The following is a 21351-nucleotide window of genomic DNA, read 5'->3' as shown; positions in this document are numbered from 1 at the left end:
TCTTAAGTAGCCCTGCCGAGCTGCAGAAGGCCTGTGCTTTACTGTCGCCATGGTCGACGCAGTGCGCGGCAGCGGAGCAGCGGGCAGCAACGGAGCGGGCGAGATCTTCCAGATCCTCCGCGACGGCCGCGCGCGCACCAAGGCCGAGCTCGCGACCCTCACCGGCCTCGCCCGCTCGACGGTGTCGAGCCGCGTCGACGCCCTCCTCGCCGCCGGCCTGGTGCGCCCGGCCGGCGAGGCGGTATCGACCGGCGGGAGGCCCCCTGCCCGTGTCGCCTTCAACCCGCTGGCGGGCGTGATCATCGCCGTCGACCTCGGCGCGACCCACGCGACGGTGGCGGTCGCCGACCTCGCCGCCAACATCCTCACTTCCAACACCCACCCGCTCGACATCGCCGACGGCCCCGAGCCCGTACTCGACTCGGTGATCGCCGAGGGTGCGAGCCTGCTCGAGCGTCAGGGGATCACGCCGTCGCAGGTGGTGGGCATCGGGATCGGCGTCCCCGGTCCCGTCGAGCATTCGACCGGTCGCCCCACCAACCCGCCGATCATGCCCGGGTGGGACCGCTTCGACGTCCCGCACTACGTCCAGCGCACCTTCGACGTGCCGGTGCTGGTCGACAACGACGTGAACATCCTCGCCCTGGGCGAGCAGGCGCTCAGCTGGCCGGGCGTCGCCGACCTCATCTTCGTCAAGGTGTCCACCGGTATCGGCGCGGGCATCATCTCCGGCGGCGCGCTGCAGCGCGGCGCACAGGGCTCTGCGGGTGACATGGGCCACGTCCAGGTGCCGTACAGCCGTGACTCCCCCCGGCCGCCCGGCGATCAGCGCGACCTCGAGGCCATCGCGAGCGGCACGGCCATCGCCGCCGACCTGCGGGCGCAGGGCATCGAGGCCGCCGGGAGCTCCGACCTGGTCGCGCTCGTGCGGGCAGGACACCCGGCCGCCATCGCCGCGACACGCCAGGCTGGCCGCGAGGTGGGCGAGGTGCTCGCGACCGTCGTCAACATGCTGAACCCGTCGGTGATCGTGATCGGCGGCAGCGTCGCCCGCGCCGGCGAGCACCTGCTGGCGGGCGTCCGCGAAGTCGTCTACCGGCGCTCGATCCCGCTGGCCACCCAGCACCTCGGCATCGTGCAGTCCCAGGCTGACGAGACCGCCGGCGTGCTGGGCGCCGCCATCATGGTGACGCAGCAGGTGCTGTCGCCCGCCGCGGTCGAGCAGCGCGCCGCGCGCGCCTGACCCCCTCGCCGTTGGCCCGCGCGGTCAGCCGAGCGGGCGCGGATGCCTCACCCTGAGCGTCGACGTCGCCGAGACGGCCGCGGCGCAGAGGTCGGCGACGGTAGCACCGGCGTAACACGGTCGAGACGAATGCACGGTTGACTGTCTTCACGGGGTTCAGTCCTGTGCCGAGGACGGCACGCCCGCGGAAGGAGAGTGCGATGAGGATCCGACCGCTGCGATCGACCGCCGAATCGGCCCTGGTGCCCGTCGAAGAGCCGCCCGCCGAGATGCGGGCGATGGTCGTCGATGCACCGGGCGATCCGGACGCGCTGCGCGCGGCATCCGTCTCCGTTCCCTCCCCCGTGCTCAGCGAGGTGCTGGTGCGCGTCGTCGCCGCCGGCGTCAACCCGATCGACGCGAAGACACGCAGCGGCGCCGGCGTCTCGGGTGCGATCGAGACCTACCCCGCGACGCTGGGCTTCGACTTCAGCGGCGTCGTCGTGAAGACCCCGTACGAGGCCCACCCGTTCCCGGCGGGCACCGAGGTGTTCGGCATGGCGTCGTTCCCGCGCACCTCCGGCTCGTACGCCGAATACGTCGTGGCGCCGTCGCTGTCGGTCGCCCGCAAGCCCGCTTCGCTCTCGCACGTCGAGGCGGCGGGTGTGCCGCTGGCGGCCCTGACGGCGTGGGGCCTCGTCGTCGAGACCGCGCACGCGCACGAGGGTCAGCGCATCCTCATCCACGCCGGCAGCGGCGGGGTGGGCCACTTCGCGGTGCAGTTCGCCGCGTACTTCGGCGCGCACGTCACGGTCACGGCGTCGGGGCGCAACTCGTCGTGGCTGCGCGAGCTCGGGGCGTCGGTCGTGATCGACTACACGACCACGCGGTTCGAAGAGGTCGTGGGCGAGATGGATGCCGTGATCGACCTGGTCGGCAACGTCCGGGCCGACACCGGCACGCGGTCGCTCGAGGTGCTGCGCCCGGGCGGCCTCTACGTCATCGTGCCGACCGGATCGTGGCCGGGCTACGCCGAGGCCGCAGCGGATGCCGGAGTCCGGGCGACCTCGTACAAGGTGATCCCCGACGGCGGAGCGCTCGCCACCATCGCCCGGCTGCTCGACTCGGGATCCGTGCAGGTGTACATCGAGCAGGTGTTCGACCTGGCCGAGGCAGCCGATGCCCATCGCGCGATCGAGACCGGCCACACGCGCGGAAAGGTCGTGCTGCGCGTCAGCGACGGCTGACCCGGCTCACGGCATCCGGGCGCGGCGGGGCGGGGGTTTCGCGGTGCGCGGCCCCACTCACGCGGTTCGCGGGGGCGGCGCGTCTGTGATCGCGCGGGCGTCAGCGCACGGGCGCGAGCACGCGGCGCCCCTCCGCCACGATGGCGTCGGCGATGGCGTCGAGCAGCGGCGACCGCAGGTTCCACTGCTGCCAGTGCAGCACGACATCGACCGGCCGCCCGCCGAGGAGCACCAGCTCGCCGCGCTCGAGCGCCTGCTCGGACTGGAAACGCGGCAGCATCGCCCAGCCGAGGCCGAGGCGCACGGAGGTGGCGAAGTCGTTCGACGCCGGCACGTAGTGCCGAGGCGGGCGCGCCGGGTCGACCCCCTGCTGCGCGAGCCACTCGTTCTGCAGGTCGTCGCGGCGGTCGAAGTCCACCAGCGGTGCCTGAGCGAGCGCGGCCTCGCGCTCCCCCGCGAGCCAGCGCTCGGCGAAGGCCGGTGTCGCCACGGCCTCGTAGCGCATGGCGCCCAGCACCGACGAACGGCAGCCGGCGACCGGCGCCGCGCGCGAGGTCACCGCGCCCATCACGGTGCCGGACTCCAGGAGTCCGGCGGTGAAGTCCTGATCGTCGCGGTGGAGGTCGAAGACGACCGGATGCCGCTCGGCCAGCCGCGCGAGGGGCTCGAGGAACCAGGTGGCCAGGGAGTCGGCGTTCACGGCGAGGGGAACGCTCGTGAGCGCCGTGTCGTCGCTGTCGGCGCCGAGCTCGGCGAGCGCATCGTGCTCGAGGAGCGCGGTCTGGCGGGCGAGGCGGATCACCGACATCCCGGCCTCGGTCGCGCGCACCGGCTTCGAACGAACGAGCACGAGCCTTCCGAGCTGCTCCTCGAGCGCTTTGATGCGCTGGCTGACCGCCGACGGCGTGACGTGGAGCCGTCGAGCAGCAGCATCCAGCGTGCCTTCGTCGACGACGACGGCGAGAGTCTCGGCCAACTCGAACGGAATACGCATCTTCAGTGGAGCTAATGGTACTGAAGATCCATGAGCTGGACTACCGAGGTGACCGCACCTACCGTCGAAGGGTGCTCACCCCCGTCCTTGCCGGTCTCGGCCTCGGCTTCTCGCTCATCATCGCCATCGGCGCGCAGAACCTCTTCGTCCTCCGTCAGGGCCTGCGGCGGGAGCACGTGTTCGCGGTCGCGACCATCTGCGCGCTCTCCGACGCGGCGCTCATCGCGCTCGGCGTCTCGGGCGTCGGATTCGTGCTGCAGGCCGTGCCGTGGCTGGTCGACGTCGTCCGATGGGCGGGCGCCCTTTTCCTCGTGACCTACGGTGCGCTCGCCGCGCGGCGGGCACTGAAGCCCTCCGGCCAGGTGCTGGGCGGCGGCGCCGAGAGCAGCGCCACGACCCGCGAGACAGCCGACGCGGACGGCGATCACGCCGTCGGCCCCTTCGAATCGCCCGTCGTTGCGGCCGCCGGGGTGCGCAGCGACGTCCGCACCGCCACGGTGCCCGCGACGCGCACGCGCCTCCTGCCCGTCATCCTGACGTGCCTCGCCCTCACCTGGCTCAATCCCCACGTCTACCTCGACACCGTGTTCCTCCTCGGCACGGTCGCCAACACCCACGGCGCGCAGCGCTGGCTGTTCGGCGCCGGCGCGATGGCGGCCAGCGTGATCTGGTTCTTCGGGCTGGCTTTCGGCGCCCGCTTCCTCAGCCGCTGGCTGTCGACTCCGCGCGCGTGGCGCATCCTCGACGGCGTGATCGCGGTCGTCATGGTCGCTCTCGGCGTCTCGCTGGTGCTCCCTCATTGAATCCGGGCGAGCCGCGAGGTGTGAGAGCCTCGGGCCGGATCGGGCTGCGGCAGCGTTCTACCGCCGCGCGGAGGCGATTCTGCCCGGGACCTTCACGCCGACACCGAGCGACCGCGGCGCGACCTGGACGATTCAGCCCTCGATCTGCTCCTTGCGGGCCACCACGAGCGCGCGCACGACGTCGTCGGGCAGCGGGTTCTCCGGCTGATACCGGATCGTGCCCTTGTCGAGGCCGATGCCCGGGTGCCCGTCGAGGGCGCCCGCCACCGCCGACACCGCCGCCGGACTGAAGGGGTAGACGCCGATGTGCTTCTTCGCCCGCATCACCGACACCAGAGGCTTGCCGCGGTACACGAGCGCCGGCATCCCGTATCCGAGCCCCTGCTCGGCGTCGGGGGCCTCCTCCCGGGCGATCGCGTAGATGCGCTCGACCGAGGGACGGTCGGCGTCATCGAGTCCGGCCAGGAGTTCGTCGACGGTTCCCATGCAGGCATCCTGGCATCCGGCGCTCGCCCTCGACAGTCCCGCCGGTGCACGATGGAGGCATGAGACGCGTGCACGTGACCGTCCGGGGCGAGGTGCAGGGCGTCGGGTACCGCTACACGATGCGCATGGTGGCGCGCGAGGCCGGCGTCGCCGGCTGGGTCCGCAACCGCCGTGACGGCTCGGTGGAAGCAGAGGTCGAGGGCACCGACGCCCAGGTCGACGAGATGCTCGCCTGGATGGCCGACGGACCGCCGGGCTCGCAGGTGGCGGATGCGACGGTGACGGATGCCGAACCCACCGGCGAGCGAGGGTTCGAGGTGCTGCCCAGCCAGTGATGCGGGCGCCCGTGGCCTCCGTCAGGCCTCCCACGCCCGACGGATCCGAGCACGGTCGGACGGAGAGGTCGGGTCAGGCGGGCACACCTGCCACGAGCTCTGCGAAGACCTCGGCCGCGTCGTCGCTCGTGGCGAGCCCTGCCGCCTGACCCGCCCACAGCGACACGAGATCGCCGTCGCCGCGGCGGCCGGCCTCTGCGCGGAACTGCCCGGTCAGCCAGTTCTGGGCGGGGAACGGCGCGATGATCCCCGTCGTCTCGATCTCGCGCATGGCGCGATTCGGGATGCCGCGCGCCAGCCGCCCGCTCATCGCCCGGGTGAGCACGGTGGCGGTGTCGGAGGCGTCTGCGATCGCCGAGCGGTGCGCGGCTGTCGCGGCGGACTGACGCGTGCGGAGGAACGCGGAGCCCACCTGCACACCCGAGGCGCCCAGCGCGAAGGCGGCCGCGACGCCGCGCCGGTCGGCGATGCCGCCGGCCGCGATCACCGGCACGTCCACCGCGTCGACGACCTGAGGAACCAGTGCGAAGGTGCCGACGAGCGACTGCTCCGCAGGCCGGAGGAACGACACCCGATGGCCGCCCGCCTCCGCGCCGGTGGCCACGATCGCGTCCACGCCCGCGCGGTCCAGCGCGACGGCCTCGGCGACGGTGGTCGCAGTGCCGATGACCCGGATGCCGCGACTCTGCGCCGCAGCGATCACGTGCTCCGACGGCACGCCGAAGACGACGCTCAACGCCGCGGGCGCGGCATCCATCACCGCCGTCAGCTGGGAGTCCAAATCGGGGAGGAACTCGATCGGAGGCGTGGGGTGCGCGAGCCCGAGCTCGTCGAAGAGCGGCGCCACCGCCTCGATCGCCGGTGCGAGGTCGACGTCGCCCGGAGCGACCTCGTCGCCCGTCGGCAGCCACAGGTTGACGGCGAACGGGCGCCGCGTAGCGGAGTGCAGGGCCGCGATCGTGTCGCTGATGCGGTCGGCCGAGTAGCCGTACAGCCCGTACGAGCCGAGGCCGCCGGCTTCGCTCACCGCGGCGGTGAGCTCGACCGACGAGAGTCCGCCGAAGGGGCCGAGCACGATCGGCGCGTCGATTCCGAACAGTTCCTGGAGCGTGGCGGCCATGCGTCCGACGCTACTCCCCGCGATGCGTCCGCGCCGGGCGCCGCCCACCCGGCACGCCACGCCCGTCGGTGCACAGAATCGGATGCGAACCGCGACACGCCGCTCCGCGGCATCCCTCACCCGGCGTGTCGCCCGGAAGTTCCGACGTCGTGCTCGGCACCCGCCGTACCCCGGACTGCCGCCGAGACGACGAGGGCCCCACCCGGACAGGTGGGGCCCTCGTGCGACCGGTGATGGTCGCTGAGCTTGTCGAAGCGCGTCAGACGAGCGTGTTGACGTCCAGTGGGATGCCGGGGCCGAACGTGGTCGACACGGCGCCCTTCTGGATGTAACGGCCCTTCGAGCTCGACGGCTTCAGGCGCACGATCTCCTCGAGCGCGGCCTTGAGGTTCTCGTCGAGCTGCTCGGCCGAGAACGAGGCCTTGCCGACGACGAAGTGCACGTTGGCGTGCTTGTCGACGCGGAACTCGATCTTGCCGCCCTTGATCTCCTCCACGGCCTTGGCCGGGTTGGGGGTCACGGTGCCGGTCTTCGGGTTGGGCATGAGGCCGCGGGGGCCGAGCACCTTGCCCAGGCGACCGACCTGGCCCATGAGCTCGGGCGTGGCGACGGCCGCGTCGAACGCGGTCCAGCCGCCGGCGACCTTCTCGATGAGCTCGGCGCCGCCGACCTCGTCCGCACCAGCGGCGATCGCGGCCTCAGCGGCCGGACCCGTCGCGAACACGATGACGCGGGCGGTCTTGCCGGTGCCGTGCGGGAGGATGACGGTGCCACGCACCATCTGGTCCGCCTTGCGCGGGTCGACCGAGAGCTTGAGCGCGACCTCGACGGTCGAGTCGAACTTGGCCGAACCGGTCTCCTTCGCCAGGGCGACGGCCTCGGTGGGAGTGTAGAACTTGTCCGCCTCGATCTTGGCGGCAGCGGCCTGGAAGGCCTTGGACTTGGTAGCCATGGTTACTCTCCCCCTCAGTCCTCGACCGTGATGCCCATGGAACGGGCGGTGCCGGCGATGATCTTCGAGGCGGCCTCGATGTCGTTCGCGTTCAGGTCGGCCTGCTTGGTCTCGGCGATCTGGCGCACCTGGTCCTTGGTGAGCTTGCCCACCTTGGTCGTGTGCGGCGTCGCGGAGCCCTTCTGCAGTCCGGCGGCCTTCTTGATGAGCTCGGCGGCCGGCGGGGTCTTCAGGATGAACGTGAAGCTGCGGTCCTCGTAGACGGTGATCTCCACGGGGATGACGTTGCCGCGCTGCGACTCGGTCGCGGCGTTGTACGCCTTGCAGAACTCCATGATGTTGACGCCATGCTGACCGAGCGCGGGGCCGATCGGCGGCGCCGGGTTGGCTGCACCGGCGTTGATCTGAAGCTTGATCAGGCCGGTCACCTTCTTCTTCGGTGCCATTCTTCTTCCTTTCAACGAACGGACCCGTGCCCTCTACAAGGCGTAGAGGGATCTGATCCTGTTCTCCCGCGAATCCGGCCGTTCCGGATCGCGGTGTCGATCGCGCGCGCTCAGCGCGCGCGCAAACCTGCAGAGTCTACCAGGAGGTGACTCAGAGCTTGGTGACCTGGTCGAACGACAGCTCGACCGGGGTCTCGCGCTCGAAGAGCGAGACGAGGACCGTGAGCTTGCCGCTCTCGGGCTTGATCTCGCTGATCGTGCCCGGGAGGCCCGCGAACGAGCCCTCCTTGATCGTGATGGTCTCGCCCACCTCGAAGTCGACCTCGGCCGGGATGACGCGCGCCGCGGCAGCCGCGCCCTTCTTGGCCGCGCCGCCCTTCGCGCCGGCGACCTCCTTGACCTCGACGAGGCTCTTCAGCATGTTGAAGGCCTCTTCGAAGCGCAGCGGCGTCGGGTTGTGGGCGTTGCCGACGAAGCCGGTCACGCCGGGCGTGTGACGCACGACCGACCAGGTGTCCTCGTTGAGCTCCATGCGCACGAGCACGTAGCCCGGGATGCGCACGCGGTTGACCATCTTGCGCTGGCCGTTCTTGATCTCGACGACGTCCTCCATCGGGACCTCGATCTGGTAGATGTCGTCCTCGACCTCGAGCGTCGACTTGCGCTGCTCGATGTTGGCCTTCACCTTGCGCTCGAAACCGGCGTAGGAGTGGATGACGTACCACTTGCCCGGGAGGGTGCGCAGTTCGGCGCGGTACGCCTCGTACGGGTCCTCGTCCTCGTCGGCGGCGTCGTCCTCGTCGTCGTCGGCGGCGTCGATCTCAGGCGCCCCGGCGGCGTCGTCGCTCTCGGGCGCCTCGGCGGCGTCGGCAGGCGAGACGGATGCCTCGACCTCGTCGACGACGCCGGCTGCGGCATCCACCTCCGCGACGAAGTCCTCGTCGAGGACCGGCTCGTCCTCGTCGCCGTTCACGTCGGGACCGTCGTAGGGGGTCACCTCGTCGGCGGCCTCGGCCTCGCGCTCGGCGACCTCCTCCGCGATGGAGTCGTTGATCACTTCTGCCGCGGCCTCGGTCTCGGCCGTTTCGTCAAGATTCAGAGCGTCGTTCACGATCGCGTCCGCCTCCGGGTCGTCGATGTCGATGTCGTCGAGGTCGGCGTCGTCTTCGTCAGCCTCGTCGACGATGTGGATGGCGAGGTGCTCGGCAGCCTCTACCGAGCGCGCCTCGGCTGCCAGGACGTTGCCCTCCTGCGCCTCGTCGTCCTCCGACGACTGCTCGGCTGCCGTCGCCCAATCGGCGTCGTCGACATATCTTTCAGTCACGTGAGTTCTCTTCCGTTCCGTCCGCTGCCGGACCTGCGGTCCGCCCGTGTCGTGCCCCCGTTGCGAGCCGGGGGCGCTCGGGATCAGGCGCCGGGCACTCCGAAGACGTACGACGTGATCCACACGAACAGCACGTCCAGGCCATAGACGAGCGCCATCATCACGACGACGAAGCCCAGCACCACCGCCGTGTACTTCAGCAGCTCCTGGCGCGTCGGGGTGACGACCTTGCGAAGCTCGGCGAAGACCTGGCGGACGAACAGGGCGATACGAGCGAAGACGTTGGGCTTCTTCTCGCGAGGCGCGGCCGTTCCCTCAGCGGGGACGACTTCGCCCTTCGGCTCGTCCTGAACCATCGATGCCACCTGATTACCTTCCGTGAGCCGACACGGGTCGGCACACTGTGTTGTCAACCACCGGCATGTCACCGGTGTTGCGCTGACGCGCAGGGCGGACAGGAATCGAACCTGCAACCTGCGGTTTTGGAGACCGCTGCTCTGCCAATTGAGCTACCGCCCTAGAGACCCGGAGGTCTCTGAAACCCGCACTCTTCCCCTCTCACCACGGCTTGAGGATCCGCTCCCGGACACCGGGCACGGCGAAAGAATGCAGACTTCAACTGCATGATCCAGTGTACGGCATGCCCGCAGGCCCCGCGAACCGGGGCCGACCTGGCGGGCGTGTCGACGCATGGAGTGCAGCCTCGATCAGTACTGCTGGACCCCGTAGCGATCGGGCTCCGGCGCGCGCTCGAAGGCCCGTCCGGACAGCGACGTCGGCTCCACCCTCACGTAGGTGTACTTGAGCGTCGGGATCCACGGACGCAGCCCCAGCCCGTCGGCCCGCTCGACGTCGGCAGAGCGGTCGAGCGGGTGCGCGCGGCCGCGGAGGATCACGCTCCAGGCGTCGGTGTCGGTATGGTCGTCGACCTCGAAGAGCACTTCGTCGTTGACCGTGAGCTCGAACAGCTTGCTCCCCTGTGCGGTGCGGAACAGCACGCTCTCGCCGTCGACGACATAGTTCACGGGGAAGATGTCGAGAACGTCGCCCACGTGCGTGACGAGCCGGCCGAGCTCCTGCGTGCGCAGGCGCTCCCAGCACGCTTCATCCGACAGGGCGACGACGGGATCCGGTGTGTCTGCCATGACTCCATCCTGTCTCGCGGACCCGTCCGGCGACACCCCCGGATGTCGGCATTAGCATTCCGCCATGACCCTTGCGCAGGCCCGCCTCGACGAACTCTGGGACTTCGCCGATCCGTCGGGATCGGAGGCCCGGCTGCGCGAGGCAGCGGAGTCGGAGACGGATGCCGCCACCCGCGCGGAGCTGCAGACCCAGGTCGCTCGCGCGTTGGGCCTGCAGGAGCGTTTCGACGAGGCGGATGCCGTGCTCGATGAGGTGTCGATCGAGGACGCCGCCGTCGCGGCGCGGGCGGCCCTGGAGCGCGGCAGAGTGCGCAACACGGCGGGAGACCCCCAGGCTGCGGTGCCGTACTTCCTCGCGGCGGTGGATGCGGCATCCGGGATCGCGTTCTTGAAGGTCGACGCGCTGCACATGCTCGCGATCGCCGAACCCGACCAGGCCGAGGAGTGGACCGCCGCCGCGCTGGCGGTGCTCGAGGGCGTCGACGACCCGCGCACGCTCCGCTGGCGCGTGTCGCTGCACAACAACGCCGGCTGGCGGCTCTTCGACGCGGGGCGGTTCACCGAGGCGGTCGCGGAGTTCGAGACCGCGCGGGATGCCGCGACCCGCTGGGGCACGCCGCAGCAGGTGCAGTGGGCCGACGAGGCGATCGCCGAGGCCCGCGGCGCCAGGTAGGCGTTTCGTCTCGCTTCGCTCGCTCAACGACCGAGACCACCCTGCCGCCCGCCCGACGACCGAGAGTCCGGTCGTTGAGCGAGCGAGGCACGAGCGAGACGAAACGCGCCTGACAGCGGCCGCGACCCGGACGCGTTCCCTCTCCGGGCGCCGGAGCGCCCCCGCTCGCAGACAGCTCAGCCGGCGATGCGGATCAGCTTCTTGTTGACGAACTCGTCGGCGGCCAGCAGACCCATCTCACGGGAGGTGCCGGACCGCTTGACGCCGCCGAACGGAAGCTCGGGCGAGTCGGCGAGCACGATGTTGACGTAGACCATGCCGGCGTCGATCTTGTCCGCGATGCGCTCGGCCTGCTCGGGGTCGGTCGTGTACACGTACGAGCCGAGCCCGAAGCTCGTGTCGTTCGCGACCTTGACCGCCTCGTCCTCGTCGGCCACCTTGTAGACGACGCCGGCCGGGCCGAACAGCTCTTCGCGGTACACGTCCATGTCGGCCGTCACGTCGGTGAGCACGGTCGGCTCGTAGAACGCGCCGTCGCGCGTGCCGCCGGCGACGAGTCGCGCGCCCTGCGACACGGCGCGGTCGACCTGCTCCTGCAGCCGCTCCGCGGCCGCGAGCGACGACAGCGGGCCGAGCACCGTGTCGTCGGCGAAGGGGTCGCCCATCTTTGACGCGGTCATGGCCTCGGTGAATTTCTCGAGGAACTGGTCGTACAGGCCCTCCTGCACGATGAAGCGCTTGGGCGCGTTGCAGGACTGGCCGTTGTTGTCCATGCGGGCCTCCACCGCGGCGGCGACCGTCGAGTCGAGGTCGTCGGTCGACAGGACGATGAACGGGTCCGAGCCGCCGAGCTCGAGGGCGACCTTCTTGAGGTTCTGCCCGGCGAGAGCGGCGACCGCCGATCCGGCCCGCTCGGAGCCGGTGACCGAGACGCCCTGCACGCGCCGGTCGGCGATGATCCTGGCCGCCTGCTCGTTGGACGCGTAGACGTTGGTGTACACGCCCTCGAGTCCGGCATCCGTGTACATCTGCTCGATGGCGGCAGCGGACTCGGGGCACTGCGGAGCGTGCTTGAGCAGGATGGTGTTGCCCACGACGATGTTGGGCGCAGCGAAGCGGGCGACCTGGTAGTACGGGAAGTTCCACGGCATGATGCCCAGGAGCACGCCCAGCGGCGTGCGGCGGATCACCGCGGTGCCCTCGCCGAGGATGTCGATCGGCTGGTCGGCCGTCACCTTCTCGGCGTTGTCGGCGTAGTACTCGGTGATGTCGGCCGCGAAGTCCACTTCGGCCACCGCCGCCGACAGCGGCTTGCCCATCTCGCGCACGATGATCGTGGCGAGATCGTCGCGACGCTCGCGGTGCAGCTCCGCCACCCGGCGCAGGCGCGCCGCGCGCTCGGCGACCGGCTGTTCGCGCCACGCGCGGTAGGCGGCGTCCGCCCCCGCGATCGCGCTCTCGAGAGCCTCGTCGGTGATGGTCGGGTACGTGGCCAGGGTCTCTCCCGTGGCCGGGTTGACGACGGCGTAGTCGGTCATGCTTCCTCTCCGATCGGATGGATTGGGGACAGTCTGCCGGTCAGCGGCGGACGCGTCGAAGGCTTTCGGGTGCGTCGATACCGAGTGTCTCACCGCGGAAGAACGCCGGACGCTTGATCGCCTGCCAGATCATGATCACCACGCCGGCGAGGATGATCGTCACGCCCAGGACGAACACCAGGCCGAGGCCGAAGATGCTCGAGCCGCTGCCGTACGCGGGGTCCATCGAGTCGATGAGCGTCGTGACGAAGAGCACCGCGAGAATCGCGCCGCCGACCAGCGGGAAGAGGAACGTGAAGAAGAAGCTCCGCGCCGAGTCGAACCACTGCTTGCGGAAGTACCACACGCACGCGAACGCCGTAAGCCCGTAGTAGAAGCAGATCATCATGCCGAGCGAGAGGATCGTGTCGGTGAGCACGTTCTCGCTCACCACACGCATGACGGCGTAGAAGACCGACGCGACGACGGCCGAGACGACCGTGGCGTAGCCGGGCGTGAAGAACCGCGGGCTGACGCGGGCGAACTTCGACGGCAGGGCGCCGTAGTGCCCCATCGCCAGCAGCGTCCGCGCCGGGCCGACGGCCGTCGACTGGAGCGAGGCGGCCGAGCTCGAGAGCACCGCGAGCGACACCAGGAAGGCGAGCGGCCCGAGCACAGGGTCGGACAGCGCGAAGAACACGTTGGCCGAGATCTCCTCGTTCGCAAGGCCCAGCGGTCCGTCGCCGACGCCGGCGAACATCATCAGGCCGATCGAGATCAGCAGGTACAGGGCCACGACGATGACGACCGTGAGCATCGCTGCGCGACCGGGCGTCTTCTCGGGGTTCTTGGTCTCCTCGTTCATCGTGAGGACGACGTCCCAGCCCCAGAAGATGAAGATCGACAGCGACAGGCCGGCGGCGAACGCGCTGAAGGTCGGCACCTCGAACGGGTTGAACCACGACCATGAGAACGCCGTCGGGTCGGGCGCCTCGCCGTCGACCGCCTTGACGATCGCGACGACCGCGAAGAGCACGAGCACGATCACCTGGAAGCCGACCAGCACGTACTGGAACTTCTGCGTGGTCTGCATGTCGCGGTACGAGACGAGCGTCGCGCCGAGCATGAACAGGAGGCACACCGCGACGTTGATGAACGGGTTGAAGGCGAGCTCGGCGATGTCGGGGTTGCCGCTCAGCTGCGAGATCAGCAGGAACAGGAACTCCACCGCGATGCCCGCGAGGTTCGAGAGCACGATGACGGTGGCGGCGACGAGGCCCCACCCCGTCATCCAGCCGATCCACGGGCCGAAGGCCCGCACGCCCCACGTGAACGACGTGCCGGAGTCCGGCATCGCACGGTTGAGCTCGCGGTACCCGAACGCCGTCAGCAGCATCGGGATGAAGCCCACCAGGATGATCGCCGGCACCTGGGTGCCGACGACCGCGACGGTCGGGCCGAGCGAGGCGGTCAGCGTGTACGCCGGCGCGATGGTGGAGATGCCGATGACGACCGCGCCGATGACGCCGACCGCGCCGGCGCTCAGGCCCTTCTTGGACAGCTCGCCGGCGTGGGAGCCGGAGGCCGGCGCCAGCGGAGTGCCGGCACCGGTGTTCTGGGAAGCGCTCATGCGCGTCCTCCTTCTGCGCCGTGCGTGCGGGGCACCACGACCATGGGAACGGGAAGCTCGTGCAGCATCTTCGCCGCGGTCGAGCCGAGGAACAGGCGCCGGGGCTGGGCCAGCCGGCTGGAGCCGACGACGGCGAGCTCGCCAGGCTCCCAGGCGAGGTGCGCGACGGCGTCTTCGATGCTGTCGCCGCGCGCGACGACGACCTCGGCGTCGATGCCCTCGGGGAGGGCGTCGAGCGCCTTGCCGAGCACGTCGTCGGCGTGGGCGGCACCCGCGATGCGGATGACGCCGGTGTCGACCGTCGCGGGCAGATCGACCGACACGAGCGACAGCAGCCGCAGCTCGGCGCCTGCACCCGTCGCAAGGGCGATGCTCTCGTCGAGCAGCGCGCTCGCACCCGGACGGGTGCCGATGGCCGCGGTCACCCGCGTCACCGCGGTCGCCTCCAGGCGTCGCGACCCTTCCGGGGCGAGGACGACGGGGACGTCCGACGAGTGCAGGAGCTCGTTGGCGACGGTGCCCAGACGGTGGCGTCCACGCAGTCCGCCGTTGGCGGCGCCGACGACGATGTGCGACGCGCCCAGCTCGTGCGCGGCGACGATCAGGCCCTCAGCGAACGAATCGCCGAAGCGCACGTGCGTGGTGTGGGCCACGGCATCCGGAATCGTCTTCGACGCCTCGGCGAGCCACGCCTCGGCCTGCCCGACGAGGTAGCGGTCGTACCCGGCGTCGGGCGGGGTGATGACGCTGCGGTCCTCACCGGGGAGCACGAGCACCAGGTCGAGCGGGGCGCGGAGGGCTGCCGCGAGCCGCGAGCCGACCGCGACAGCGTCGGCTCCGGCATCCGTCGCGGTGTAGCCGACGACGATGCGCGCGGTCACCGGCGGGCCGCCTCGACGATGTTCGCCGCGACCAGACGGCCCATGCGGATCGCGCCGTCGACGTGCTGGTAGCCGGCGCCGGCCATGTCGCTGCAGGCGAAGTGGATGGGTCCGACGGGGGTGCGGAGGTCCGCGCCGTAGCGGGCGAGACCGCCGAGGTCGAAGCTCGCGGCGTACGCGCCGCGCGTCCACTCCTCGGCGCCCCAGTCGCTCTCGAAGTACACGAGCGGGTTCTTCGCCTCGGGGCCGTAGTAGTGCGACAGCGACTCGAGGATGCGCTCCTTGCGCTCCTCGGCCGACACGCGGAACAGGTCGTCGGCGTTGCGGTCCGACACGAAGCCGACCAGAGTGCCGCGCTCGTCGCCGTGGTTGGTGTTGTCGTAGGCCTCGTGCGAGATCTCGTACGGGCTGAAGGCCGTGCCCGACAGGCCCTGCTCGCGCCAGAACGGGCGGTCGTAGACGGCGTGCACCTTGATGACGAAGCCCATCGAGATGTGCTGGTGCATCTGCTGCTTCAGACGCGGCAGCGCCGGCTGGAACTCGATCCACGGGTAGAGGATCGGCGCGTGCGCGAGGATCACGAAGCGCGCGCGCACTACGAGGCCGTTGTCGGTGACGACCCGCACGCCGTCCTCGGACCAGTGCACCTCGGTCACGGGCTCGTCGAGGATGACGTCGTCGCCCAGGCGCTCCGCCAGGAGCAGCGGCACCTGCTGCAGGCCGCCGACCACGCGCTCGTCGAGGATGAAGTCCGCGTCGACGAGGTGCGAGAAGCTGCCGGCGCTGGCGGCCATGAGGAGTGCCTGGAGGGCCGAGAAGGCGTAGGCGGGCTTGGTGAGCATCGCGCCGGCGATGAAGAGCGCGATGTTGTCGCGCGCCTCCTGGTCGTCGGTCTGCTCCTCGAGCCACGCCTCGAACGAGATGCGGTCGAGCGCCTCGGCGTCGGGGTGCTCCCACGGCTTGTCGGGATCGACCTGCGCGACGAGGCCGTCGAGCACCTCGATGAGCCGGACGATCTCCTTCTCGGTCTCGGGCGCGACCGGGAAGATCTCGCCCGTGAAGCGGGTGAGCTCGCCGTCCTTGCCGATGTAGATCGACTCGCCCTCGCGGTAGCGGCTGTAGGTCTCGAGCCCGAGCTCGGCCAGGGTCTCCTTGAGCGCGTCCTGGTCGGGCGACACCCACTGCCCGCCGATCTCGAGCATCGCGCCGTCGACCACGTCGGTCCACAGGCGCCCGCCCACGCGGTCGCGGGCCTCCAGCACGACGACCGACAGCCCCGCCTTCTTCAGCTCGTTGGCGGCGGTCGTGCCGGCGGCACCGGCGCCGACGATGACGACGTCGCGGGTCAGCTCGGTCATTCGGACTCCTTCGTCAGGCGCGCCGGCCGGGCGCGCGTCGTGCGGGTTCGTGCGTTTCGTTCTGCGTTTCGCCTCGCTCGTTCCTCTCTCGCTTATCGACCGGGGTTCGGTCGTCGAGCGAGCGGAGCAAGGCGGAACGTCGCGGGGACGGATGCGGCGACCGCCGTGATGGGCAGGTCGCGGCATCCGCGATCAGTTGTCGGTAAGTGCCGCCGCCACGACGTCCAGGCCCTCGTGGAGCAGGTCGTCGGTGATCGACAGCGGCGGCAGGAAACGGATCACGTTCCCGTACGTGCCGCACGTGAGCACGATGACGCCCTGCGCGATGGACGCCTTCGCGACCGCGGCGGTGAGCGCGGCATCCGGCTCCCCCGTCGCGGGGTCGATGAACTCGGCGGCGATCATCGCGCCGTGGCCGCGCACATCGCCCACGCGCGGGTCGGCCTCCTGCAGCTCCTGCAGGCGGCCCTTCAGGATCGTCTCGATCTCGCGGGCGCGCTCGAGCATCCCGTCGTTCTCGAACACGTCGATCGCGGCGAGCGCAGCGGCGCACGCGATGGGGTTGCCGCCGTACGTGCCGCCCAGGCCGCCGGCGTGCGAGGCGTCCATGATCTCGGCCCGGCCCGTGACGGCCGCGAGGGGCAGGCCGCCCGCGATGCCCTTGGCGGTCGTGATCAGGTCCGGCACGATGCCGAACACGTCGCTCGCGAACATCTGCCCGGTGCGGGCGAACCCGGTCTGGATCTCGTCGGCGATGAACACCACGTCGTTTGCGCGGCACCACTCCACGAGCGCCGGGAGGTAGCCGTCCGCCGGGACGATGAAGCCGCCCTCCCCCTGGATCGGCTCAATGATGACCGCGGCGAGGTTGTCGGCGCCGACCTGCTTCTCGATCATCGAGATGGCCTTCTTCGCCGCTTCGGCGCCCGAGAGTCCGTCGCGGTACGGGTACGACAGCGGCGCCCGGTAGATCTCCGATGCGAACGGGCCGAAGCCGCTCTTGTAGGGCATCGACTTCGCGGTGAGCGCCATCGTCAGGTTGGTGCGGCCGTGGTAGCCGTGGTCGAACGCCACGACGGCCTGCTTGCCGGTGTACTTGCGGGCGATCTTGACCGCGTTCTCCACCGCCTCGGCGCCCGAGTTGAACAGCGCGCTCTTCTTCGCGTGGTCACCGGGGGTGATCCGGTTGAGCGCCTCCGCCACCGACACGTAGGAGTCGTAGGGCGCGATCATGAAGCAGGTGTGGGTGAACTGCGCGACCTGCTCCTGCACCGCCTTGACCACCTTGGGGTGCGCGTTGCCGACCGTCGTGACAGCGATGCCGGAGCCGAGGTCGATGAGCGAGTTGCCGTCGGCGTCGACGATCACGCCGCCGCCTGCCGCCACGGCATGAACGGGTGCGGTGTGGCCCACGCCGGCAGCGACGGCCTCGGCCTTGCGGTCGATCAGCTCCTGCGAGCGAGGACCGGGGATGCTGGTGACCAGGCGGCGCTCCTGCGGGAGCGTCGGTCCGCCGAGGGGCGTACTCGTGAGGGTGTCGGCTGCGCTGCTCATGGAGGGGAGCGTATGCCGCCGTCGGGAAGCCTCGCACCCTCCGTCACGTACATTGTGCCGGCGGCGCTGTACGGCCCGTACACTCGAGCCTCATGGACGCCGACGCCCCGACCCTGCGCGCGCTGCTCGCCCGCCGCGACCTGAAGCTGTCGCTCGCAGGCGACGACCTCGACCCCGGCGCGCTGGACCGGGCGATCCGGTGGGTGCACAGCTCCGACCTGGCCGACCCGACGCCGTTCCTCTCCGAGGGCCTCGTGCTGCTCACCACGGGCACGCAGTTCCCCTCCCCCGGCGACGCCGACGTCGATGCCCCGGAGCCTTACCGCGCGTACGTCCAGCGTCTCGCGGCGCGGGGCGTGGTCGGCCTCGGCTTCGGCACGGAGGTGGCGCGTACCGGCATCCCTCCCGCTCTCGTCGACGCGTGCCGCGACGCGCGGATGCCGCTGTTCGAGGTGCCGTACCGCACGCCCTTCATCGCGGTGGCCCGGGCGAACGCCGAGGCGATCGCCGCCGAGGCGTACGCGCGCCGCAGCTGGGCGCTGGCCGCGCAGCGCGCGATCGCCCTCGCCGCGCTCCGGCCCGACGGGCTCGGCGCGACGGTCGCCGAGCTCGCCAAGCAGCTCGACACGTGGGTGGGCATGTACGACGCGGCCGGCGAGCTGGCGCGCGAGCACCCCGTCGGAGGAATCGACGCCGCGACCGCGGACGCCCTGCAGCGGGAGGTGACCGGCGTGCTCCACCGGGGCGCGCGCGCCGGCTCGTCGCTGCACATCGGCGGCACTCCGTTCTCGCTGCAGACGCTGGGCCGCGGCGGTCACCTGCGCGGCGTCATCGCGATCGCGGCCGGTGACCTCGACCAGGAGGGCCGCGTCGTCGTCACGGCCGTGATCGCCATGGCCGGTCTCGCGCTCGAGCAGCAGCAGGGACTGGGGCGCGCGCGCAGTGCCCTGCGGGCGGGGCTCGTGCAGTCGCTCCTGACCGGCGACCCGGCCCTCGCCCGGCGCACCTCCCGCGAGCTGTGGGGACCGCTCCCCTCGGCACCGGTGGTCGTGGGAGTGACGGATGCCGCGGCCGCGCGCGTGGACGGCATCGCCGAGCTCCTCGAGCTGTGGGCCGATGAGAAACGGGGGGCGCTGTTCTTCGGGCGCGGTGAGGACGGGCTCGTGCTCGTCGTGCCGGCGGGCGACCGCTCGAGCGTCGACGAGCTCGTGGATCGCTTCGACGTGCGGATCGGGCTGTCAGACCCGGCGGGCTACGACGGCTTCGCCGCGGCGCTCGGGCAGGCTCGCGTGGCCCGCGACCGCGGCGTGCGGAAGGTGACCGAGTTCGGCGAGGTCGCGCGCTCCGGCGTCCTGTCCGCCCTGACCGACGAGGCCCGCTCCCTGGCGCGCGCCGAGCTCGCCCCGCTGTTCGATCACGACGCGGCGCAGGGCACGCGCCTCGTCGAGACGCTGCAGGTGTGGCTCGACGAGGACTGCTCGCACGAGGCATCCGCCCAGTCGCTAGGCGTCCACCGTCACACGGTGCGCACGCGGCTCGCCCTCATCGAGCGGGTGCTGGGCCGCGACCTCTCGTCGTTCGCGACCCGCGCCGAGCTGTGGGCGGCGCTGCGCGCCCTCGACTCCTGACCCCTCCGCGTTCGCGTCCCACACTGCGCCGTTTTCGCCCGTCGTGGCTGCAGGTTTCGCGGTAAGGAAACGGAGGGCGCCGGGAGCGGGCGGACCGTATCCGCACAGGTGTCGCGGCCAGGGCCATCTTCGCGACAGATTGCACCGCCTCCCCGCGCCGGCTCCACGCGAGGATGGTCGCATGACGGAGACCGCGGTGCCGAACGGCGAGGTGTCGTGGTGGTGGCACAGCACGGGCGGCGCCCCCGCACCCCGTGCTCCCCTGCCCGGCGACCTCGAGGCCGATGTCGCGATCGTGGGCGCCGGCTACACCGGGCTGTGGACCGCGTACTACCTCAAGCGCGCGCAGCCCGACCTTCGGGTGGTCGTGCTCGAGCAGCGGTTCGCGGGATTCGGGGCATCCGGCCGCAACGGCGGATGGCTCACCAACACGGTCACCGGCGGCCGCGACCGGTACGTCGAGACCCACGGCCGCGACGCGGCGATCGCGCAGCAACGGGCGCTCAACGACACCGTCGACGAGGTCATCGCCGTCGCCGCGCGTGAGGGCATCGACGCCGACATCGTCAAAGGCGGCGAGCTCGGCGTCGCCCGCACGCCGGCGCAGCGCGCACGGCTGAAGACCGTCGTCGCCGCTGAGCAGTCGTGGCCCCACACGGATGTGGAGGTGATGGATGCCGCGGCCGCAGCATCCCGTGTCCGCATCTCCGGTGCGCTCGGCGCCGTATGGCACCCGCACTGCGCGCGGATCCATCCGGTCAAGCTCGTGCGCGGTCTCGCCGCGGCCGTGGAACGGCTGGACGTGCCGATCTACGAGCAGACGCACGTGCGCGAGATCTCTCCCGGTCGCGCCGTCACCGATCGCGGCACGGTGCGCGCGACGCACGTGCTGCGCGCGACGGAGGGGTTCACCCCCGACCTTCGCGGCGAGCACCGCACGTGGCTGCCGATGAACTCGTCGATGATCGTGACGGATCCGCTGCCGACGTCGTTCTGGGACGCGGTCGGCTGGGACGGCCGCGACACCCTCGGCGACTTCGCGCACGTCTACATGTACGCGCAGCGCACCGCGGACGACCGCATCGCCTTCGGCGGGCGCGGCGTCCCCTACCGCTACGGGTCGAGGGTCGACACCGACGGCCGCACGCAGGCGCGCACGATCGCCTCGCTCACGCGGCTGCTGCACGAGTTCTTCCCGGATGCCGCCACCACCCCGATCGCGCACGCGTGGGCGGGTGTGCTCGGCGTCTCGCGCGACTGGGCTGCGACCGTGGCGCACGACCGCGCCACCGGTCTCGGCTGGGCGGGCGGCTACGTCGGCACCGGCGTCACCGCGACGAACCTCGCCGGACGCACGCTCGCCGACCTCGTGCTGGAGCGCGACACCGACCTCGTCCGGCTGCCGTGGGTCGGCCACCGCACGAAGCGCTGGGAGATCGAACCCCTGCGGTGGACGGCCGTGAATGCCATCTACACCGCGTATCGCCTCGCCGACCGGGCCGAGGCATCCGCATCCTCCACCCGCACCGCGTGGCCGGCGCACGTCGCCGACTGGGTGGCCGGCCGCCATTGACCGGACCCGGCGCCCGCCCGGCCACCCGTCACCACCGCAGGAGATCTGGCCTGCGCAGGACGATCCGGGCGGAATCCTCCTGCGCTCGCCAGATCACCTGACCCGGTCACACGCCCGCCCGCCCGGCCACCCGTCACCACCACAGGAGATCTGGCCTGCGCAGGACGATCCGGGCGGAATCCTCCTACGCTCGCCAGATCACCTGACCCCGTAACACCCCGGGGCCCAACGCACCCGCCCGGCCATCCGTCACCACCACAGGAGACCTGGCCTGCGCAGAACGATCCGCGAGGAAACCTCCTGGCCTCGCCAGATCACCTGATCCCGTAACGCCCCGACACCGCGCACCCGCCCGGCCACCCGTCACCACCACAGGAGATCTGGCCTGCGCAGGACGATCCGGGCGGAATCCTCCTGCGCTCGCGAGATCACCTGACGCGGTCACACACCCCCGACGCCGCAG

The 21351-nt window shown here is 71.1% G+C and carries 20 protein-coding genes and 1 tRNA gene; 7 read left to right on the top strand and 14 right to left on the bottom strand.

Features of this window, described 5'->3' with window-relative positions:
- The first annotated feature begins 49 nt into the window (after window positions 1–49).
- Window positions 50–1243 carry an ROK family transcriptional regulator gene (locus tag IM767_RS06380; protein WP_109211506.1) on the top strand — a complete coding sequence of 398 codons (1194 nt, stop codon included), beginning with the start codon at window positions 50–52 and terminating at the stop codon, window positions 1241–1243.
- A gap of 200 nt (window positions 1244–1443) precedes the next feature.
- Window positions 1444–2469, top strand: coding sequence for an NADP-dependent oxidoreductase (locus tag IM767_RS06375; RefSeq protein ID WP_109211507.1), 1026 nt, complete (start codon window positions 1444–1446; stop codon window positions 2467–2469).
- Between the two features lie 100 nt (window positions 2470–2569).
- Here IM767_RS06375 and IM767_RS06370 read toward each other — a convergent pair whose 3' ends face one another.
- Entirely contained in the window at window positions 2570–3463 is an 894-nt protein-coding gene (locus tag IM767_RS06370; protein WP_109211508.1) for a LysR family transcriptional regulator ArgP, read from the bottom strand.
- Between the two features lie 71 nt (window positions 3464–3534).
- Between IM767_RS06370 and IM767_RS06365 the strand changes: the two genes are divergently transcribed.
- Entirely contained in the window at window positions 3535–4266 is a 732-nt protein-coding gene (locus IM767_RS06365) for a LysE/ArgO family amino acid transporter (protein ID WP_239453431.1), read from the top strand.
- Window positions 4267–4398: 132 nt separating this feature from the next.
- Here IM767_RS06365 and IM767_RS06360 read toward each other — a convergent pair whose 3' ends face one another.
- Complete coding sequence (locus tag IM767_RS06360) at window positions 4399–4752, bottom strand: iron chaperone (protein WP_109211510.1); 354 nt, start codon at window positions 4750–4752, stop codon at window positions 4399–4401.
- Between the two features lie 59 nt (window positions 4753–4811).
- Between IM767_RS06360 and IM767_RS06355 the strand changes: the two genes are divergently transcribed.
- On the top strand, window positions 4812–5087 hold the full coding sequence (locus IM767_RS06355) for an acylphosphatase (RefSeq protein ID WP_109211511.1): 276 nt from the start codon (window positions 4812–4814) through the stop codon (window positions 5085–5087).
- A 73-nt stretch (window positions 5088–5160) separates the two neighbouring features.
- Here IM767_RS06355 and IM767_RS06350 read toward each other — a convergent pair whose 3' ends face one another.
- The 7 genes from IM767_RS06350 to IM767_RS06320 form a co-directional block, all read right to left on the bottom strand.
- Entirely contained in the window at window positions 5161–6207 is a 1047-nt protein-coding gene (locus IM767_RS06350) for an NAD(P)H-dependent flavin oxidoreductase (RefSeq protein WP_109211512.1), read from the bottom strand.
- Between the two features lie 259 nt (window positions 6208–6466).
- Window positions 6467–7159, bottom strand: coding sequence for a 50S ribosomal protein L1 (gene rplA, locus IM767_RS06345; protein WP_109211513.1), 693 nt, complete (start codon window positions 7157–7159; stop codon window positions 6467–6469).
- A gap of 14 nt (window positions 7160–7173) precedes the next feature.
- On the bottom strand, window positions 7174–7605 hold the full coding sequence (gene rplK, locus IM767_RS06340) for a 50S ribosomal protein L11 (protein WP_109211514.1): 432 nt from the start codon (window positions 7603–7605) through the stop codon (window positions 7174–7176).
- A 151-nt stretch (window positions 7606–7756) separates the two neighbouring features.
- A complete protein-coding gene (nusG, locus tag IM767_RS06335; RefSeq protein WP_109211515.1) occupies window positions 7757–8929 on the bottom strand; it encodes a transcription termination/antitermination protein NusG in 1173 nt (390 codons plus the stop codon).
- Window positions 8930–9012: 83 nt separating this feature from the next.
- Complete coding sequence (secE, locus tag IM767_RS06330; RefSeq protein WP_045300625.1) at window positions 9013–9285, bottom strand: preprotein translocase subunit SecE; 273 nt, start codon at window positions 9283–9285, stop codon at window positions 9013–9015.
- A 90-nt stretch (window positions 9286–9375) separates the two neighbouring features.
- Window positions 9376–9448 (bottom strand) — tRNA-Trp (locus tag IM767_RS06325).
- Between the two features lie 188 nt (window positions 9449–9636).
- Window positions 9637–10074 (bottom strand): pyridoxamine 5'-phosphate oxidase family protein, encoded by a 438-nt coding sequence (locus tag IM767_RS06320; RefSeq protein WP_109211516.1) that lies wholly within the window; start codon window positions 10072–10074, stop codon window positions 9637–9639.
- Between the two features lie 64 nt (window positions 10075–10138).
- Here IM767_RS06320 and IM767_RS06315 point away from each other — a divergent pair, with 64 nt between their 5' ends.
- The gene (locus IM767_RS06315; protein WP_109211517.1) at window positions 10139–10747 is read left to right on the top strand and encodes a tetratricopeptide repeat protein; all 609 of its coding nucleotides are present in this window, start codon (window positions 10139–10141) and stop codon (window positions 10745–10747) included.
- Between the two features lie 176 nt (window positions 10748–10923).
- Here the strand turns inward: IM767_RS06315 and IM767_RS06310 are convergent, their stop codons facing one another.
- From IM767_RS06310 to gabT, 5 genes are all read right to left on the bottom strand, one after another.
- A complete protein-coding gene (locus tag IM767_RS06310; protein ID WP_109211518.1) occupies window positions 10924–12285 on the bottom strand; it encodes an NAD-dependent succinate-semialdehyde dehydrogenase in 1362 nt (453 codons plus the stop codon).
- 40 nt (window positions 12286–12325) lie between these two features.
- Window positions 12326–13894, bottom strand: coding sequence for an APC family permease (locus IM767_RS06305; RefSeq protein ID WP_239453432.1), 1569 nt, complete (start codon window positions 13892–13894; stop codon window positions 12326–12328).
- On the bottom strand, window positions 13891–14775 hold the full coding sequence (locus IM767_RS06300; protein WP_109211519.1) for a universal stress protein: 885 nt from the start codon (window positions 14773–14775) through the stop codon (window positions 13891–13893). The genes IM767_RS06305 and IM767_RS06300 overlap by 4 nt, the downstream gene beginning before the upstream one ends.
- Window positions 14772–16133: a flavin monoamine oxidase family protein gene (locus IM767_RS06295; protein ID WP_109211520.1), complete on the bottom strand. Its 1362-nt coding sequence runs from the start codon at window positions 16131–16133 to the stop codon at window positions 14772–14774. Before IM767_RS06295 ends, IM767_RS06300 begins: the two co-directional genes overlap by 4 nt.
- A gap of 192 nt (window positions 16134–16325) precedes the next feature.
- On the bottom strand, window positions 16326–17687 hold the full coding sequence (gene gabT / locus IM767_RS06290; RefSeq protein WP_109211521.1) for a 4-aminobutyrate--2-oxoglutarate transaminase: 1362 nt from the start codon (window positions 17685–17687) through the stop codon (window positions 16326–16328).
- A gap of 92 nt (window positions 17688–17779) precedes the next feature.
- Between gabT and IM767_RS06285 the strand changes: the two genes are divergently transcribed.
- Window positions 17780–19315, top strand: coding sequence for a PucR family transcriptional regulator (locus IM767_RS06285; RefSeq protein WP_109211522.1), 1536 nt, complete (start codon window positions 17780–17782; stop codon window positions 19313–19315).
- Between the two features lie 181 nt (window positions 19316–19496).
- A complete protein-coding gene (locus tag IM767_RS06280; protein WP_194398828.1) occupies window positions 19497–20888 on the top strand; it encodes an NAD(P)/FAD-dependent oxidoreductase in 1392 nt (463 codons plus the stop codon).
- Window positions 20889–21351: the final 463 nt, after the last annotated feature.

The organism is Microbacterium ureisolvens, from assembly GCF_015278315.1.
GTDB lineage: Bacteria > Actinomycetota > Actinomycetes > Actinomycetales > Microbacteriaceae > Microbacterium > Microbacterium ureisolvens.
The sequence above is the reverse complement of the archived record's forward strand: the minus strand, read 5'-3'. Positions and strand labels throughout refer to the sequence as shown.